General features: G+C 44.2%; 13 protein-coding genes and 1 tRNA gene. 7 read left to right on the forward strand and 7 right to left on the reverse strand.

Going from position 1 to position 19,267, the window contains the following annotated elements:
- The first annotated feature begins 389 nt into the window (after positions 1–389).
- The 5 genes from QUA77_RS18320 to QUA77_RS18340 all read left to right on the forward strand — a co-directional run bounded on the left by QUA77_RS18320 (position 390) and on the right by QUA77_RS18340 (position 6,949).
- Complete coding sequence (locus QUA77_RS18320) at positions 390–3,188, forward strand: PAS domain S-box protein (RefSeq protein WP_333451619.1); 2,799 nt, start codon at positions 390–392, stop codon at positions 3,186–3,188.
- Between the two features lie 48 nt (positions 3,189–3,236).
- On the forward strand, positions 3,237–3,683 hold the full coding sequence (locus QUA77_RS18325) for a response regulator (RefSeq protein WP_333034689.1): 447 nt from the start codon (positions 3,237–3,239) through the stop codon (positions 3,681–3,683).
- Positions 3,684–3,989: 306 nt separating this feature from the next.
- Complete coding sequence (locus QUA77_RS18330; RefSeq protein WP_333034688.1) at positions 3,990–4,142, forward strand: hypothetical protein; 153 nt, start codon at positions 3,990–3,992, stop codon at positions 4,140–4,142.
- Between the two features lie 91 nt (positions 4,143–4,233).
- Positions 4,234–5,736 carry an ATP-binding protein gene (locus QUA77_RS18335; protein WP_333034687.1) on the forward strand — a complete coding sequence of 501 codons (1,503 nt, stop codon included), beginning with the start codon at positions 4,234–4,236 and terminating at the stop codon, positions 5,734–5,736.
- A 124-nt stretch (positions 5,737–5,860) separates the two neighbouring features.
- A complete protein-coding gene (locus tag QUA77_RS18340) occupies positions 5,861–6,949 on the forward strand; it encodes a response regulator (RefSeq protein WP_333034685.1) in 1,089 nt (362 codons plus the stop codon).
- 104 nt (positions 6,950–7,053) lie between these two features.
- On the opposite strand, the gene QUA77_RS18345 is transcribed toward QUA77_RS18340, so the two are convergent.
- From QUA77_RS18345 to QUA77_RS18360, 4 genes are all read right to left on the reverse strand, one after another.
- Positions 7,054–9,660 (reverse strand): PAS domain S-box protein, encoded by a 2,607-nt coding sequence (locus tag QUA77_RS18345; RefSeq protein ID WP_333451622.1) that lies wholly within the window; start codon positions 9,658–9,660, stop codon positions 7,054–7,056.
- The gene (locus QUA77_RS18350) at positions 9,657–10,052 is read right to left on the reverse strand and encodes a response regulator (protein WP_333034683.1); all 396 of its coding nucleotides are present in this window, start codon (positions 10,050–10,052) and stop codon (positions 9,657–9,659) included. The genes QUA77_RS18345 and QUA77_RS18350 overlap by 4 nt, the downstream gene beginning before the upstream one ends.
- Positions 10,053–10,179: 127 nt before the next feature.
- Complete coding sequence (locus QUA77_RS18355) at positions 10,180–11,616, reverse strand: response regulator (protein ID WP_333451624.1); 1,437 nt, start codon at positions 11,614–11,616, stop codon at positions 10,180–10,182.
- Positions 11,609–14,476 carry an ATP-binding protein gene (locus QUA77_RS18360; protein ID WP_333451626.1) on the reverse strand — a complete coding sequence of 956 codons (2,868 nt, stop codon included), beginning with the start codon at positions 14,474–14,476 and terminating at the stop codon, positions 11,609–11,611. The genes QUA77_RS18355 and QUA77_RS18360 overlap by 8 nt, the downstream gene beginning before the upstream one ends.
- Before the next feature lie 367 nt (positions 14,477–14,843).
- Between QUA77_RS18360 and QUA77_RS18365 the strand changes: the two genes are divergently transcribed.
- Positions 14,844–14,916 (forward strand) — tRNA-Arg (locus QUA77_RS18365).
- Between the two features lie 66 nt (positions 14,917–14,982).
- On the opposite strand, the gene QUA77_RS18370 is transcribed toward QUA77_RS18365, so the two are convergent.
- The 3 genes from QUA77_RS18370 to QUA77_RS18380 form a co-directional block, all read right to left on the reverse strand.
- The gene (locus tag QUA77_RS18370) at positions 14,983–15,267 is read right to left on the reverse strand and encodes a flagellar alpha dynein (RefSeq protein WP_333451628.1); all 285 of its coding nucleotides are present in this window, start codon (positions 15,265–15,267) and stop codon (positions 14,983–14,985) included.
- A gap of 32 nt (positions 15,268–15,299) precedes the next feature.
- Entirely contained in the window at positions 15,300–15,629 is a 330-nt protein-coding gene (locus tag QUA77_RS18375; protein WP_333451629.1) for a hypothetical protein, read from the reverse strand.
- A 139-nt stretch (positions 15,630–15,768) separates the two neighbouring features.
- A complete protein-coding gene (locus tag QUA77_RS18380; RefSeq protein WP_333451631.1) occupies positions 15,769–18,519 on the reverse strand; it encodes a DUF3854 domain-containing protein in 2,751 nt (916 codons plus the stop codon).
- Positions 18,520–18,736: 217 nt separating this feature from the next.
- Between QUA77_RS18380 and QUA77_RS18385 the strand changes: the two genes are divergently transcribed.
- On the forward strand, positions 18,737–19,009 hold the full coding sequence (locus QUA77_RS18385) for a hypothetical protein (protein WP_333451633.1): 273 nt from the start codon (positions 18,737–18,739) through the stop codon (positions 19,007–19,009).
- The last annotated feature ends 258 nt before the right edge of the window (positions 19,010–19,267 follow it).

Below are 19,267 nucleotides of genomic sequence, written 5' to 3' on the forward strand. Positions count from 1 at the left end.
AGATGTAACAGATAGATGGAAGAAGGCTTTAGTTATCTAGGAGAGAAGGCTTTAGTTATCTAGAAGATAAGAAAGAAGGAAGGAAAAGCTAAAATCTAAAATCTAAAATAGGAATATTGGGTTTCACTTCGTTCTACCCAACCTAGAGCTCGCTAGAACTCGCGAATCATTAAGAATTGCTATATTAAGAGTTACGGAAGAAAAACCAGTTTCTACGACAATATTCGGTTTGGCAACGAGGCATCTAACCAGAAACCGGGTTTTTAGCCCCCGGTGCGTTCAAGACTGTATCTTTCAAAAATTTGAGATAGGTTATAAGTCATTGGGTTAAATCACCAATTACCAATTCCCGCTTACCAATTACTAATTCTCGATTACCCATTCCATTTATGATGATTTGGAATTTTTTAAATCAGTTGTTATTCACCTGGAATTATATTCCTCAAGGCTACTGTTACCTTTGGCAGCGAGAGCTAGTCGCGCTCCACATAGTGTCAGACTCTATAATTGCCCTGGCCTACTATTCAATACCGCTATCCCTAATTTATTTTATCGTTCAGCGAAAAGACTTACCCTTTCGCAATATCTTTTGGCTGTGTGCAGCCTTTATTATCTCCTGTGGCTCTACTCATATAATGGAAGTTTGGACGCTCTGGCATCCTGTTTATTGGGCTTCTGGCATTCTAAAAATTATTACCGCCGCGATTTCTGGTTACACCGCTTTTGCATTAATTCCTTTCGTTCCCCAAGCATTAACTCTGCTGAGTCCAACTCAATTAGGGATGATCGATTTAATACTGCAAAAAGAAATAATTGAACGCCGAGAAACGGAAGCTCGCTATCAAACTTTAACTGAAGCTTCGCCGGTAGGAATATTTTATGCAGATGCTGGAGGAGATTGCTTGTATGTCAACGAGCGCTGGTGTCAAATTTCGGGAATAACCTGTGATGAAGCTTTGGGCAAAGGGTGGTTGCAAGGCATTCACCCAGACGACCGCGATCGGGTTTTTTCTGAATGGTATAGCGCCGCGCAGGAGAAATTGCCGTTTAAATCTGAGTACCGCTTTCAAGGCATTCATCACACTCAAATCAGTTGGGTATTCGGTCAATCTGTCGGTAAAATCGGAGAAAATGGGGAGGTTAAAAGTTATGTGTGTACTATTACTGATATTACAGAACGCAAGCAGATAGAAGAGGAAAATCGACGGCTCAATGAAACTCTGGAGCATCGAGTTGCTGAGCGCACTGCTCAAATCGAAATTTCTAACCACCAATTGCAAAAAGAAATAGCTTACCGCGAAAAAATTGCACTCACTTTGTTGGAATTGACGCAACTGCAAAATGCAATTCTTAATAGCGCTAACTACACAATTATTTCTACAGATCCCGACGGTACAATTAAAACATTTAATCGGGCGGCAGAGGAACTCTTAGGTTATTCGCTAGAAGAAGTAGTCGGGAAAGTAACGCTAGCAATAATTCACGATCCTCTGGAGGTCGCTCAAAGAGCTGAAGTTCTTTCTCAAGAATTGGGAGTGAAAATAGAGCCGGGAATTCAAGTATTATTTGCCTTGCCGTGCCGGGAAATCGCGGACGAAAATGAATGGACTTACATTCGCAAAGATGGTTCGCGGTTTCCGGTACTGCTTTCGGTGACTGCCTTATTTGATAGTAGCGGAAATATTAACGGTTTTTTGGGTATCGGTCAGGATATTAGCGATCGCAAACAAGCTGAAAAAGAGCTGCGTGACCTAACCAGTGCCATGCAAAATGCGGTGGAAGGCATTTCGCGACTGGATATTGAGGGGCGCTACGTGAAGGTTAACCGAGCTTACGCTCATAAATGCGGTTACGAACCGGAACAAATGCTTGGCATGGAATGGCAGAGCACCGTACATCCGGGCGATGTTGAGATGATGCTCTCAGCTTATCAGGAAATGCTAATTTCTGGCAAAGTAGAAGTTGAAGCTAGAGGAGTCCGAAAAAATCGCTCGTTTTTTTATAAGCAATTAACGATGGTAAAAGCTTGCGACGCACAAGGGATATTTAACGGTCACCACTGTTTTATGAAAGATATTACTGAGCGGAAACTAACTGAAACTGCTTTGCTAGAAAGCGAATTCAAGTACAGGCAAATAGTTGAATTAGCAGAAGAAGGTATTTGGGTAATTGACAGAAATAGCCTCACGACTTACGTAAACCACGCAATGGCGCGAATGCTAGGTTATAGTGAATTAGAAATGTTCGGGCGGTCGCTTTTTGATTTCATGGACGAACGGGACAAACCACAAGCTATTGAAAATATCGAGCGGCGCAAGCAAGGTATTGGTGAACAACACGAATTTAAATTCAAAACCAAGGACGGCAAAGATATTTGGACTGATATGTCTACCAGTCCCGTCATGGACTCCCAGGGGAATTTGCTGTCTTGTTGCGCCTTGGTTTACAACATTACAGGCCGCAAAGAAGCAGAGCACCAAATGCTGCAACTTACAGAAGATTTGAAGCGTTCCAACGAGGAATTAGAACAATTTGCTTATGTGGCTTCCCACGATTTGCAAGAACCGCTCCGAGCCGTTACCAGTTACACTCAATTGCTTGCCCAGCGCTATCAAGGAAATTTGGACGATCGCGCAGATAAGTATATTCATTATATTGTCGATGGCGCCACCAGAATGCAGCAGTTAATTAACGATTTGTTGGCGTATTCGCGCCTGGGAACGAGGGGTCAGGAGTTTGAGCAGGCGGACTGCAACGCTGTGGTTAAGCAAGCTATGTGCAATTTGCAAATTGCGATCGCGGAAACAAAAGCTGTAATCACCTGCGACGCGATGCCAACCGTGATGGCGGATGAATTTCAACTGGTGCAATTATTCCAAAATTTGCTCGCCAACAGCATCAAATTTTGTCGCCAAGATATCCCGTTGATTCATATCGCTGCCTGCAGGCAAGAGAGCGAATGGGTGTTCAGTGTCCGCGATAACGGCATTGGCATCGATCCGCAGTATGCCGATCGCATTTTTATCATTTTTGCGCGCCTGCACTCCCGCCGCCAATATTCCGGTACTGGTATAGGTTTGGCGATGTGCAAGCGCATTGTTGAACGCCACGGCGGTCGGATATGGGTGGAATCTCAGGAGGGAAAAGGAGCGAATTTTTACTTCACTATTCCTATAATTAGTATCTGAAGCCTCAAAGTTCAATTTTGTTTTTATACTTTAAAGGATACGCCGGTTATGAGCGATCGAAGCACTGTTAGACCTATAGAGATTCTGCTGATTGAGGATTCTCCCAGCGATGCCGATTTGGCAATAGAAGTCCTCAGTCAGGGTAAAATATTGAATAACTTGCATTTTGTGGAGGATGGAGTCGAAGCAATCAAGTTTTTGCGCCAAAAAGAACCCTATCTCAGGGTACCTCGTCCCGATTTGATTTTGCTCGATTTGCATCTACCGAAAAAAAGCGGTATAGAAGTGCTAGAAGAAATTAAAACTGATCCAAAGTTAAAATTAATTCCTGTAGTGATTCTCAGCACTTCAGCAGCTCCAGAAGATATTTTTAAGTCATACTCCCTCCACGCCAACTGTTACATAACAAAACCAGTAGACTTCGTAGAATTTACTAAAGTAGTCAGGTTAATTGAGGAATTCTGGCTGGCAGTCGTCAAACTTCCTCTAAATTAAACGAACAGATGCTTTGCTTATGCACGCTATAAAAGTTTTCAACCTATGGAAATTCGGCTGGTGGATGATACGCTCAGCGATGCTGAATAAACTTTATAAAAGCTGGCGACAAGCCACTTTTTAACACTTGGCAAATAGTATAAAATATGCTATAAGCAATAAATTTATTGAATAAAGCAGGCTTTTCGGTTCACCTTCTCGGTCTAATTTAATTCTGCTTAACTTGATTTTGCCTAAAAAAAATGGTTGTACATATTGATATAAATTAACTCAGTCCTCAAGTTAAAAATGATTCCGGTGGTAATTATGACAACCTCAGCAGCCGATGAAGAGATGGTCAAGTTTTATGCCCTGTCAGCCCGGTGCTACATCGCTAAGCTTATGGATTTTAGTCAAGTCGCTAAGCTGGTGAGATGGATTAAGGATTGGTGGCTGGTTGTGGTGACAGTTCCCAAATAATAATTTTCAAGTTGAAAATGGCAAGGGAAAGCCAAAAAGTTTAACCTAAGATGGGTAGAGTAAAATTTTTACAGTCAAAAACGTCTAAGCTATGTGGATTAAAATTCTGTTAGTAGAAGACAATCCGGCTGATGCTGATTTGCTTGCAGAACTGTTAGAAGTATCTGTGGGCGTCGAGTGGGAACTGGTGTCTGTTGAGTTCCTCCATGAGGCGATCGCACAACTGTGCAAACAACCCTTTGATGTAGTTTTGCTCGACCTTTCTTTGCCCGACAGCCGCGGTTTGGAAACGCTAACTCGCCTGCGAGAAGTTGCTCCTGATGTGCCAATGGTGGTAATGACAGGCTTGGACGATGAGGCGATCGCCCTAGAATCAGTTCGCTTGGGAGCTCAAGACTATATTGTTAAAGGTCAAATTACTACTCAATTATTAGTGCGGACGATCCGCTATGCGATCGAACGTTCTCAAACATTTCAAATGCTGCGGGAAAGCGAGCGCCGCTTTCGGGCGATTTTTGACTCATCGTTTCAGCTAACCAAGCTGCTGACTCCCGAAGGAATTGTGCTGGAAGTGAACGAGACAGCCCTCGATTTTGCCGGATTGCGATCGGAGGGTATTGTGGGCCGCCCGATTTGGGATATGGCGATTTGGGCCCAGTCGCCACAGGTTTCCGAACAATTGCAATGCGCGATCGGCCAAGCAAGTCGCGGCGAGTTTTTCCGCAGCGAAATCGACTTGTTAGGCAAAAGTGGCCAAATTATGACAGTTGATTTCTCACTGAAACCTGTTAAAAATGAAACAGGACAAGTTTTGCTGCTGATTGCGGAAGCCCGTGACATTAGCGATCGCAAACGAGCAGAAGCGGAAATTCTCAAAGCCCTCGCACGAGAAAAGGAACTTTCACAACTGCGAGCTAAATTTGTCACAATGGTTTCCCACGAGTTTCGCACACCTTTGACAACCATCCAATTTTCCGCTGGATTGCTGCAAGATTACAGTTCTCAGTGGCCCCAAGATAAAAAATCTACTCATTTTGTGCGGATTCAATTAGCAATTAAACGCATGACAGAGTTATTAGAAGATATCCTCGTAATTGGCAAAATCGAAGCCAATACCTTGCAGTTTCAACCGGTTTCCTTAAACCTTGAAAAATTTTGCCGTCAACTGGTAGAAGAGCAGCAGCTCAACGACAGCAACCAACACCCGATCGCCTTTCAATATGAAGGCGACAACTGCGAGGCTCAAATGGATGAAAAACTGCTGCAGCAAATCTTGGGAAATGTCCTCTCAAATGCCATCAAATATTCCCCCGCCGGCAGTACAGTTTCCTTGCACCTCAACTGTCAAAACAAAGAAGCTGTTTTCCAAGTTCAAGACCAGGGCATCGGTATTCCCCAAGCCGATCGAGAGCGGATATTAGAAACTTTTTACCGAGCTCCAAATGTCGGCACTATTTCGGGAACAGGTCTCGGTTTAGCAATTGTGAAGAGGGCTGTGGAACTTCACGGCGGCCAACTTGCGATCGACAGTCAAGAAGGAAAAGGCACAACTTTCACTATTACCTTGCCTCTAATTTGCCCTCCGAGTCAATAACAACTGAATTATCAACTATACATATCCGCTATTTAACGATTAATTAAGCGCCAAACAAACAAACTTATTAAGTTTAGGAACCCAGAATTTTCCAACAAACTACTGACTAAAAGGAGCTATCACCGTGGTTAAGATTTTGGTAATAGAAGACGAAGAAGCGATTAGAGAGAATATTTTAGAGTTGCTAGAAGCCGAGAATTTTGAAGGAATAGGAGCGATTAACGGCAAAGTCGGCATCAAATTGGCGATCGAACAAATCCCGGATTTAATTTTGTGCGACATGATGATGCCGGAAGTAGACGGTCACGGCGTTATCAAAGCTTTGCGCTCCGAACCCTTGACTGCCACAATTCCGTTTATTTTCCTCACAGCCAAAGCCGATAAAGTTGACGTTCGCACGGGCATGGAACTGGGAGCTGACGATTACATTACTAAGCCGTGTACGCCGCAAGAACTGCTAAATGCCATTGCTATTAGACTTGAAAAACAAAAAACAATTAGCCGACAATCTCAAAAGACGCTAGACGAATTACGCACTAATATTAGTATGTCGCTGCCCCACGAGTTGCGGACTCCTTTGAATGCAATTCTGGGTTTTTCTGAGCTGATTCTGTCAGAATATAAGGTATTAGAGGAATCAGATATCTTAGAGATGATCGGTCAAATTCAAACTTCCGGTCATCGCTTGTATCGACTGATTCAGAACTTTTTGCTGTATGCAGAACTGGAGATAGCAGCCACAAATCCCGAACTGCTGAAGGAGATGCGAAACAGCGAATTTAGCTGTGTAAAATCTTTGCTGAGTCAAAAAGCGCGGCAGCAAGCAAAACACGCGAATAGAACCGACGATTTACAATTAAACTTGCAAGATTCGTCGGTAGCTATTGATTCTGTCAGACTCGCAAAAATTGTTGAAGAACTGTTGGACAATGCCTTCAAATTTTCTTTAGAAGGAACGCCAGTTTTATTAAGCACTTTAGTGAAAGATAAGACTTTTATTCTGTCTGTCAAAGACCAAGGCCGCGGCATGACTACCGATCAGATTGCACAGCTAGAAGCTTACAGGCAGTTCGATCGCAAACTTTATCAACAAGCAGGTTTGGGATTAGGTCTGGCTATTGTTCAACGCCTTGTAGAATTGCACGGAGGAGAATTTAAAATAGAAAGTGTACCGCAGCAAGAAACAATAGTTTGCGTTTCTCTGCCTGTCTAAACAATGATTATACCAGTTTCCAAAAAGAATACAACTGTAGGCAAAATCCCAACCCTTATGGCATAAGTCATTCCCAATTCTCAAATCTCCACTCTCAAATGGTATTATGCAGGAGCGATCGCTCCTTTCAGACACCGCTGCATATAAATTTGAGCTACCTTATCATTAGGATTGATTTCCAAACAGGCCGAAAACAATCTTATAGCTTCGCCACACTTGTCACTATTGTAGAGTACCAAAGCTTGCTCAAAGATTGTCTTTGTCTCTAACTTTTTCTGTCGTAACTCTGGCGGATCGGCCGCAAATACTTCATAAACTGTTACAGTTCGCGATTTGCCTTTAACTGATACGCGATCGATCAACCTCAAATCATAAATATCGTTCAAGTGTATAAAAGTATTGTGAGTAATTAACATCGAAACTCCATACTCTTTCGTCAAACTTTCCACGCGGGAGGCTAAGTTTACCGCATCGCTGATCACCGTGCTGTCCATCCGACTTTGGCCCCCCACCGTGCCTAACATCAAAGAACCCGTATTGATGCCAATGCCAATTTGCAGCGGCGGGCGATCGGGTCGATTGCGACTAATATTATACTCGTTAAGCTGTTGTAGCATAGCAATTCCAGCTTTCACAGCATCGTCCGCACTGCCATCAAACAGCGCCATAATCGCATCGCCAATGTATTTATCAATAAAACCCAAATTCCCAGTAATTGCCGGTTCCATCCGCGACAAATAAGCATTAATAAATTGAAAATTTTCTTCGGGATTCATCGTTTCAGAAAGAGAAGTGAAATCGCGAATATCTGAAAACAGCACGGACATTTCTTTCTGCACCTGATCGCCTAATTTCACTTCCAGAATACTTTCATATCCCAGAAAGTGGAGAAATTCGTGCGGTACAAACCGCCCGTAAGCATCTGTTAATTTTTCTTCCGCTGCTAAAGCTTTTTCCAAATCGTCTGTGAATTGGCGGCGCTCGGTTTCTACCTCTAGACGTTCCGTGATATCTTGAAAAGCGGCGATCGCGTAAACTATGTTTTTCCGTTCGTCGTAGATTGGACTCGCCCAAACCTCGATCGGCACAATCCGATCCGACCCACGAATTTCTAGATCGTCCATACGCACAAATTCTCCCCGCAACGCCCGAACAATCGGTTGGCTATCCCTCGGGTACAATTGATTAGTTCCAGCGTCGTAAAAATGATAAGCTTCAGGAAATTGGTTAGTATCCCCATCAAAAATTAAACCTTGGGCTAGTATCCTTTCGCCCCAAGAATTCATGTAAAAAGGTTTACCATTACCATCCACAACAAATATTCCCACAGGCATCGCTTCCAGGAATTGAGTCAATCGGCTTTCGTTTTCTGACAGTGCCTCATTTAACTTTTCTTCGGCTGCCAAAGCTTTTTCTAAATCATTAGTAAACCGGATTCGTTCCACTTCCACCTGTCTTTGCAAACTAATATCCTTAGCAAAACCCTGATAGTAAAGCACTTCACCGTTAGCATCATAAACTGTGCGCGCATACTCAGAAACCCAGATAATTCTGCCATCTCGACAGTAAACCTGAGACTCAAACTCACACAGAGTACCGTGCTGTTTCATCAGCGCCAGAAACTCTTGACGGCGGTTCGGTTCCACGTACAATTGCTGCTGAATATCATTAATACTTTCTATTAATTCTGACGCGGAATCGTAGCCGTAAATTTCCGCCAGAGCAGGATTCGCACTGATAAACTGTCCGTCCGGCGTCGTCTGAAAAATACCTTCTAGAGCATTTTCAAATATCCCGCGATACTTCTCTTCAGCTTGAATTAGCGCCGCTTCAGCTTCCTTGCGTTCAGTTATGTCACTAAAAGCAATAATGGCATAGGAAATTTCGCCTGTAGAATCATAAATTGGAGTTGCCCAACTTTCTACAGGAATAATCTTATTAGCTGTACGAATTTCTACACCCTCAGTCCGCACATTTTCACCCCGAAGCGCCCGCATAATTGGCAATTCTTCGACGGGGCATCTTTGATTAGTTCCGGCTTTATAGAATTGATAAATGGCTGCTTTTGGCTCTGAATTAATATGCGGCACAGCCCCTTTGCCAAATACATCCCGCGCCTTCTGATTAGCGTAGAAAGATTGCCCATTTGCATCAAGTACACACACACCCAATGGCATAGCTTCCAGGTATTGCGTCAACCGACTTTCGTTTTCGTGGAGTTGGGCAATCAGCATTGCCTGCTTGCGATTTAATTGAGCCAACTCCTGATTCATTTCCTGAAGTTGTCTTTGTTTTTCAGCTAATTGTTTATCTTGAAAATATCGGTATATTGCCTCAGTAACAGTTAATTTTAAGTCATCACATTGCCAAGGTTTAGGTATGTATCGGTACAATTTAGCATAGTTAATAGCATTAGCTACCGCATCCAAATCTGCCTGCCCCGTCAACATAATCTTGAGAGTGTTCGGCGAGATAGGATGAACGCTCCTTAATAGTTCGTCTCCTTTCATATTAGGCATGATATGATCGGAAATAACTACAGGAACTTCATACTGTTCTGCTAAAAGTTCTGACAGCAACTCTAAAGCTTCTTCGCCGCTTTGAGCCGTTTCAATTAAATATTTATCTTCAAAGGCTTTTAGCAGGTCTATTTCCAGACTATCGAGTATAGTCTGCTCATCATCGACACAAATAATGACTGGTTTTTTCATAAATTTTCTAGACCAGACTTAATCGCTTCAATTAGTTCTTGATTTTGCCAAGGTTTTTCTATGAAAGCATGAAGATTTGCTTGAGTTTGTGTTCGTTCGATGGCTTCTTTGTCTGCTTGTCCCGTCAGCAGCACTGTCACAATTTGCGGATATTTTTGATGAATTTTAATCAGCAACTCATCTCCTTTCATTCCGGGCATCAACCAATCAGAGACAATCACTAGAATCTTAACCTCTGCTTCAGATAGCTCTTCAATAATCTCTAGGGCTTCGGCAGCACTTTCAGCAAATTCCCAAAGATATTTACCGTTAAAAGCCTGTTGCAGTTCAATTTCCAGACTTTCCAACACCGCTACTTCATCGTCCACACACAAAATTGCTGATTTACACATCGCTAGTTTCCTTCTTTAGTTTGGCAGGGTGAAGCCCGATGGGTAAGCACACCATTTTCCAAATTCTACATTCCGCGCGGGTAGACTGCAAATTTTTAGCCCCCGACTTCAGTCTGCAACGCTTTACCTACTCAGTTAAATTAATCGGCAAAGAAACTGTAAATGCTGTATTACCGGGTGCCGACTCGACCTCAATTTTACCCTGATGTTTTTCAATTATTTTTTTGACAATATCCAATCCCAACCCGCTGCCTTCTCCCGCAGGTTTAGTAGTAAAAAACGGCTCAAAAATTTTCGGAATAATCTCCGGTTGAATCCCCTTACCGCTGTCAGTAATTTTTACCAGGACGCTGGTATCTTGCTGTACCGCGTCAATTGTTAAAGTTCCTTGATTGTCCATCGCTTGTAAGGCATTGTGAATTAAATTTGTCCAAACTTGATTAAGTTCGTCTGGATAACACAGTACCACAGGCAATTTATCTTGATAGTTTCTGACAACTTCCACACCCGGCTTGATTTGGTTTTGATAAAGAGTTAATACCGTTTCAATTCCAGCCGTAATATTCACTTGTATTTTTTCCCCATTTACATCGTAACGCGCATAATTTTTCAGAGCAAAGACCACTTTTGCAGCGCGATCAGTAGCGGTAGCAATCGTTCGAGCGCTTCTGTGAATGCTAGCAAAGTCGTAGGCTGTTTTTATAATATTTTCGCTGTCAGGATCTTTGAGCAACGACAAGAATTCTTGCAGATTTCCTTGCAATCCGATATTGACTAAAATGCTAGCAAGGCTGTCAGAATTGTCAATGCCTTCCGACTCGAGTTGCTGCTTCACGCCTTTTTTCAATACCCGTTTTTCTCTAGTAGATAAAGAGTAATTTTGTTGACTTGAAATGTACATCAAACGCAAGAAATCTTGCTGCCGCTCTGCTGACAGTTGTTTAAAAAAAACTGGCAAACTTTCGAGATTGTTATCCAAAAAGCTGGTAATATTTCCAATAGACGATCGAATCGCCCCCAACGGCGTATTAATTTCGTGAGCAATACCCGCAATCAGTTGCCCTAATGCTGCCATTTTTTCCGATTGCACTAATTGATTCTGAGTAGCTTGCAGTTGGTCTAAAGTAACTGTAAGTTCATTGTTTTTCTGTTGGAGTTTTTTTCGCAACTGGCATATTGCTAAATGGGTTTCTACCCTCACGAGAACCTCTTCCACCTGAAAGGGCTTAGTAATATAATCTACCCCGCCCACCGCAAAGGCTTTGACCTTATCAAGTACGTCATTAATGGCACTAATAAAAATTACGGGGATGTCGCAAGTTCGTTCATCAGCTTTGATCTTTTGGCAAACTTCATACCCATTCATTTCGGGCATCATAATATCCAGCAAAATTAAATCGGGAGGCATACCTTTGGCCGCCGAAAGCGCTAACTCGCCGCTAGGTACGGGGCGGACTTTATAGCCCTTGCCATTCAAAATTCCGGCTAGCAGTCGCAAATTAGCTGGGGTGTCGTCAACTACTAAAATATTACCGCGATCGGTCCTAGGAAGGTCGTTATTCATGTGATAGTGTTTGAGATATTAACTTTAAAACTTTGTCGTACTCAAAATTTTCTATACAAGTTGCGATCGCACTTGCCGTTACTGCATCCTTTAATCGAATTTGCTCTATCAAAGTATCAATTAAATCCATATCTGCATTTAGTATTGCTAGCTTTAAATCAGCTACCAGTGAATCCGGCAATTTTACGAAATCAGCCGCACTCATAGCGCGATCGCTCTCTTTGATTGCCGATAAATTAGTTTGACCCGGATCTTCATAAATATAGCGCACTCCGATATGTTTGTGCATAGAATCAAAAATATCGGCTTCCCGGAAAGGTTTTCGCATAAAAGCATCGCAACCCGCCGATAAAATAACTGCCCGTTCTTCCTCCAAAACGCTCGCTGTCAGCGCAATAATCGCAGTAGCTTGACCTTTAATAGTGCTTTTAATGTATTTCGTAGCTTCGTAGCCGTCCATCACAGGCATTCTCATGTCCATCCACATTAGATGCGGTTCCCAACTATCCCAAATCTCAATAGCTTCTTGGCCGTTATTAGCTTCTTTTAGTTCAAAACCCAGAGGATGGAGGATTTTAATCAACAATTGGCGATTTAGCGGTTTGTCGTCTACTATCAAAATTCGATAGGTGTGTTGGTTGGGTGCCAGGGCAATAACATTGCGCGTCGGTTTGGCGCTTTCAATATCAGCCGCATCGACCGCAATAACTTGAATGTCAAACTTAAAATTAGTTCCCTTACCAACAGCAGAACAGACGCTCATTTCGCCGCCCATTAATTCCACAAATTTGCGACTGATGGGCAATCCTAAGCCAGTACCTTCTTGCGAATCTTTGCCTGTCTTGGTTTGCACGAAAGGTTCAAAAATATCGTCTAATTCATTGGTAGCAATACCAGAACCAGTATCCTCGACTTCAAAATGAAGGAAGAAGGAAGAGGTAGAAGCTGCCTCGTCATTTTGGGGAACAAAAATCTGATTTTCCGACTGACTAACTTGAGATATCTTAAGACCATTACTTGGGGTAATTTCTGTATTCTTTGATCTTTCAGGATTATCAACTTTCCCCCCTTTGTCCTGCTGATTTATGCCTAACAGATGCTTGCTAACTCTGACAGATACACCGCCATCTTCGGTAAATTTAAGAGAGTTATTGAGCAGATTAATTAAGATTTGCCTCAACTTTAACTCGTCAGCTTCTATGTATTGTGGGACATCGGGACTGCGGTCAAAAAATAACTGCAAGTGCTTGTCATCTGCTTTGAGTTGAAACATATCTTCCAAGTCATTGAGCAGGCGATAGAGGTCTATTTTATGGGGATTGAGGGTGGTGCGACCTGATTCAATTTTAGATAAATCCAGCACGTTATTAATCAGGGTAAGGAGGTGTTCTCCGCTGAGCCTAATTATGCTAATATTTTCTTGATGCTCTGGAGATAGAGTTTGGCTGCGAGTCATCAGTTGGGAAAAGCCGATAATTGCATTGAGAGGCGATCGCAATTCGTGGCTCATATTAGCAAGAAAGGTACTTTTAGCTTGGTTCGCTACTTCCGCTTTGTCTTTAGCTACCGCCAATTCGGCCGTCCGCTCTTGCACTCGCTGTTCTAAAGTTTCAAAAGATTGTTGCAGTTGTTGAGCCATGCTGTTAAATGACTTGGCTAATTCCCCCAATTCGTCTGAGCGTTCGCTTTCTACTGTTTGATCCCATTCACCTTTAGCAATATTTTTTGCTGCTGTATTTAAGCTCAAAATAGGATTTGTCACCCACTGAGAAGTCAGAATGCCAATCACCACAGCTACTCCTAAAGCTGCGAAACAAAGCAAAACCGCTGTGCGGGTATTGGCATCGATTTCTTTGGTGAAATCTGCTTCGGGAACAACTACCACAATTACCCAGTCTAAACTTTTGCCGTCTTGGAACGGCAAGACTTTTAAAAATTGTCGCTTGTCATCTATTTCAAAGCTCAATAACTCTGATTTTTTAATTTGGTCTAATTTTTTAAATTTTGCATTCAAATATTTAGCTGTCGCTTGAGTGAAAGGGTTGCTGCTTTCTTCTACTTTAAACAATTGTCTGTCATTACCTTTAGTGCGAAACGGTTTTTCGGTTGTGGAAGTTGCTAATAAAGTACCCTGGCGATCTATAATAAATGTTTGACCTGATTTGCCAACTTTGAGATTGTTGAGAAATCTCCCAAGATGGTCGAGACGCAAGGCAGTAAATAAAACTCCTTCTAGCTGATTTTTGTCGCTGTATACGGGTTGGATAGCGCTGATCAGTAATGTCGGTTCTAGCAACGAAACAAAAACCGAGCTCCAAGTAGCTTTGCCGACTTTTACGGCTTTTTGGTACGCAGGATGTTGCCGATTATCATAGTTTTTGACAAGGGTGGTAACTGTAGTGCGATCGCCGAGAGCGTTCGTATTGTAAGAATTAAAATTTAACCCAGTAGATTTTTCTATCACATTCATCGTTCGGGAGCCGTTAGACAGTTGTTCACCGGATCTATAATCTCCCCTATTGTTGCCAACCGAGGTAAAATTGATATAGGGATATAATTGTACTTGCCGCCAAAGATATTTCTCCCAAGCTGATAAGTTTTCCATATTTAACAACCCGAGTTTGACAGCATCCAGCTTGGTTTGATTGATTTGATGGGGAGTTGTCAGGTAAACTTGCAGGTTTTGCTCGACACGCAAAGTGACCTCGCTCATTAACTGACTGGCAAGGTTATTAACTGCTTTTTGTCCGTTTCTAAAAGACAGATATCCTACGAGTCCCACGGCTCCCACGATTTGCAGTACAAATGGAACTATGAGAACAGTTCGCAGCGGTAATTTGTCTAAAATTTTAGAAACCATAAGATTGAGAGGTTTGGTGAACTTAGTCTAGAACCGTATTTGCACAACCTGTCTTAACTGCAGCATCATTTACTGCCGATTAGCTAGGGCGAATTGATGCGGGTTATTTTAGCTGTGGTAGATGCTCGACCCCGATCGAATGTGAACCTAATGTTTGCTCGATTAAAGTCTATTATTTTACCCCTTGTCGTATTATTGTTACCATTTAGGTAAAAGTTGCAGTCTCTGGCTTCGAGAACAGCCTGATATTTGATCATCGCGCGGGCGAGTTTAACCCGCATGGGTCAAGCGGTTTGGAGGCAGGCCAGGAAATTTGCGATCGGCACTCGCCATTTTCCGCAAGACGTGTTATACTGTAAACAGTCGAGGGCACGTAGCTCAGTGGATAGAGCATCAGGTTCCGGTCCTGAGGGTCGGGGGTTCAAATCCCTCCGTGCTCATTTTCTATGTCTTTTGCGGAGTAAGGGTTTCAGGTTAATCATATTACAGATCGTCCTACTTTCCGCTCAAATTTCGCTCCTGTCGGTTCCCAGTATCTCCAAAACCACCTCCATATCTGCCAAGTTTGCGCCGGACTTTTTGCGCCGCGCTTTTAACTGGTTGAGTAAGTCGGCTGGCTCTGGAAATTCTGCGACGGTCGGAGCTGAGTTTTTATTTGCTTCCCGATCGCGCCGCGCTTCCTTGAGTTCTTGCTCCAGCATCTGCACCTTCAGTCCTAAATCGCCGTTGCGCTCGTGTAACTGATTCAGTTCTGCGTCCCATTCTGTAAGTTGCTTGTTGGCCGCTTTCAATTCCTGCCTGAGTGATTCATCGTTGCCGTCACTCAGGCACTCAATTTTCCCAGCCGTTCCTCAATGGCGGCCATACGCTCCATCACGGGGTCAAGACTTGAACTTACAGCCTTGTCTACAATGTCTACAATGTCTGTAGACACGACGCTATCATTGCTTCGTGTAGACAAATCTGTAGACGGTGTAGACACAATATCGCCGCTAGTTGTAGACACTGTAGACAGCGATGTAGACGTGCCTGAGGCTTCCTTGAGAATGCGTTGTGCAGCTTGACTTACCGACTCACCCTCTAGTCTTTGAGCTTCTATCCAGTTGAGGAAGTGACCGGAAGCTCTGAACGATACGACTTGACTTTGACTCATTGTAGACACCTGTATACAGTATTTGTCTACACTAACCGATGATTGTCTACACTGTCAACAAATTGTCTACAGGGATTGTAGACACAAAAATCCCCCAGTTAAGGGGGATGAGATTGAGCCGTCAATTGTCAGGCAGCGGCTAAATTTTCCGCAGGTTACAGAAGAGCATTGAGATTACCCGTCCGCCCTTCTTGCCCTCGCGCTCTTGCCAGTCAACCTTGCAACTGATGCTCGTGGTAATCTCAACGATGCGACCGTGCCAGTTGTAGCTAGAGTCCTCTGGCTTGTTGCCAGCCACCTTGTCTCCGACTCTGAAAGCTTTGATAGGGTCAGAACAAGGAATGCCAGTGAGTAAATCTGCTATTTTTTGCCGCTCATCAGCAGTGAGTTGAGAGAGTAAATTGCAAAGTTCCGCATAAGGTGAGGAAATTGCGGAGCCATTGGAGCCAGCGCTCTGTATAAGGGTTTTTGGGTAGCCAACTGCGGAGCCAGTATTTTTTGGCTCCGCAGTTGGCTCCACAGTATCCCTTACTCTGTCTACTGGCTCCAATGGCTCCACAGTTTTTGCGGAAGTTTGCACAAATCCAATTCCAAGCAGATATCTTTGGTTCCTCCGCTCCATGTCATCTCGTTCGCAATAGCGACATACTTGAAGCTTAGGGAAAATCTCGCTAAACCTTGACCCCAACTGGTTTATAGCTTTTACAGGAGCGTCATACTTGCTAGGAAGTTCATTCCAAATCAGCTTCTCTTTGATGCCGCTAGTCTCTCTCTCTAGAATCCCTGCATCCTCATACCAAGCTTGCAATTGCTCCCACAAATCTTTAACCCAGACGCGACCGCCAGACTGAACCTCCAAACCAACCTCGCGCGCAAACTGCCAAAGGTGTCGGCTTTCTTCCTGAGCTTCCCGCATCGCCTCACGGGTTGCTTTGTAGTCAATCCCCTCTTTCAGCAGCAGTGGCAACCGCTCCAACATCTTGTTGAGCATCGCCGGTGCAATCCGTTCAAGGATGAAGTTCTCATCATCCTTGAAACGTGGGTCAGCTTCCAATTCACCCTGAGACGGGTCAGCGTTAAGCTTGTAAGTTTTCTTGAAACTCAAAATGCCGTAGCGGTCATCAATTGCAGCCGTTCCCCCGGTGATAGACGGTAGTTTGTTGCAGTTGGCAAAAAAGATGGCCGCAGGCTTGTATTCATAGCCGTCCTTGCCCTTGCGCTCAATATCAAGGATGTCTCCGGTAATAAACTGCTTAAGGCTCTGAAGGTCGTCTAAGCCTACTTTTGCGGTATTTTCAGAAGCCCAATTACAGATGCTTCCTTCAATTCCAGCCAGCGAGAACTTGCGGCCATTATCGTAAGACTTGAAGTCTGACAGCGACTTGCCAGTCATCCCCCGCCCAAACACAGCGGCCAACACAGCTCGCAGCGTATCCTTGCCGTTGGAACCCTCGCCGTAGCACAGCAAGCCTTTAACGCCCCGCCCCGTCAACTTCGAGCGCACAAGCCTCAAGTTCAACGCAGCAGCAGCAGTTCTCAGGAATACCTCACGTTGTGACGGCTCCAAACATTCCAAAAGGCGATCGCAATCCGTCGCGTCAATGTCAGAGTCATACTTGCAACCAACGTAGGTATAGACCTGCTTAGGGTCATGTGGCACAAGTGAGTGAGAGCCATCAGGGTTGATTTTTACGACCCCTTTAGTAGTGTTCAACCCATCAGGGTTGATGATGTTGGGGTCTACAGCCTCGCGTAAAAGGATATAAGTGTAGACCTCATTAACACTGGCAGAGTTGGCACGGTTGCAGCGGTATTTCCCCTTCACAAATTCAGAGTAAGTGCTCAGCCAATCAAGAATGCGACGCTTTTCGGTAGCTTCCGGTCGCAGCTCGTAATGAGTTCCGGTGAACTCAAAAAGCTGTCCTGCTATGGATGCCCAAGGCGTGCCTGAGTACAGCGCATCGACAGCTTTCAGTACATAGTTTTGTTCTGGAGTCGGTGCAGTGTCTGGGATGTGGTCGTCTGCACTACTGTCATACTGCTGGCATACTACTTGTTCTCGCGTGCGCGGGTGAGAAGTAGAAGAATTATTAGAGGTTGAAGCCTCAATTTTGCGATCGCCTTTCTTAAGATGTTTCTCCCACTTGTCTAGGGTTTGTGCGCTCGCTACAGCCTCTTTGAAGGTGTCACCGCCCTTAGCTTTGATGAAATCATCCATTCCTTTAAACTGGGTATCCCAAACAGTGATGTGTACCTCGCAGCCACACTCAACCAACAAGCGGCCAAACTTCAAAATGGCTGCACGGCAAGATGGGTTAGCCGCATAGTCGGAGTCAAAGTCTATGTAGTGGACGGTTCCGAGTTCTGCCCACTCCTTCACAAAGGGTGCTAGTTCCCCATCTTTGCCCCAGTTCCATACGCCTGTTAGGGCAATGGTTGCAAGCCCAATACTCAACCCAGCCCCAGCTTTCTTGGTTCCCTCAGTCCAGTGACGGGGAATCGATTTGTCAGCGTGAACCTTTGCCCAATAATCCTTATCAGGCATGGCAAGGAATATGGCGTCGGGTTCCATGCCGCTACCTGTGAGGTACTTGCGCGGTTTGGAACCTTCTGGCTGATGTGGCTTGTCTGGCTTGCCTTGTCCGTACCAGTTGCCGGCCCGTTCACCAGTTTGCCAAAGGACGCCGCGACACCACCAGCCCCCCGTCTTGATAGGTTCTTTTGGACGGATGCGCTCGTTGAGTTCTTTGGCGGTTAGCGATTCGATGTTGAGGGAGGCGATCGCTTCGTTTACGCATGAACCTTCGCGCCATTCGGCGAGATGCTTGCTCAGAAGAGATTTAGAAATGCTTGAAAATTGCCCGTTAGTCGGGTTATGATCATGAGACATGATTGTATTTGCCTTTTGGGTAAGTCAGCAAAGCCGTTCTTCTAGGTCGCCAAACTTAAAAGGGAGCGGTTTTTTGCTGTGTGTATGAGTTTAAGCCATTGGATGATATAGGCGACTGGCTTGAGTCGCCTATCCTTGATTGCCACTGGAGAATAGGTGAAAGTATTTGAGGCCGGGAGACGTGGGCTATCAGTGACTTCTCTCTCCATCCCTTGCCATGAGCGCCCCTCTTACTCCCCCCGTTAGTCACAAACCGTGGATTCCATTTGGGAGGAACGCTTGCACTGATTATAACAAGGGGGCGAGAGATAGCTGTTTGGCAGGCTCGAAAGATGGAGTGAAGATGACCGACAACCCTATAGGGTTCGCCAAAGCCACACTGTTGATGTGCAGCAGACAAGCAGTCGGTATACGCATCAACCCCGTACAGGTTTGCACAAGTCCACGCTCTTTGCCAGCCAGCACAGGAGGCTGGAAGCAATCGCCGTAAGCAGAAAAGAATTGCCCAGGGCGATCGCCTTTATCATTCCCGATACCTCAAAATGTTGTTGATGTAATCTTGGGCTGATTGATGTGCGTCAAATTCCTTCGGACAATGCCCCCCATCTATTAGCGCGATAAATTGCCCGTCGCGGTAAATGAATTTGTTGTCTCGAAAAATCTGCCAGCCCCCATTGGTAACAAGTTAGACAGGAGTAGATTTTGTCAATACCTCTTTGTGAATAAATATAATTGGTAATAATGATAA

Source organism: Microcoleus sp. K5-D4, from assembly GCF_036704575.1.
GTDB lineage: Bacteria > Cyanobacteriota > Cyanobacteriia > Cyanobacteriales > Microcoleaceae > Microcoleus.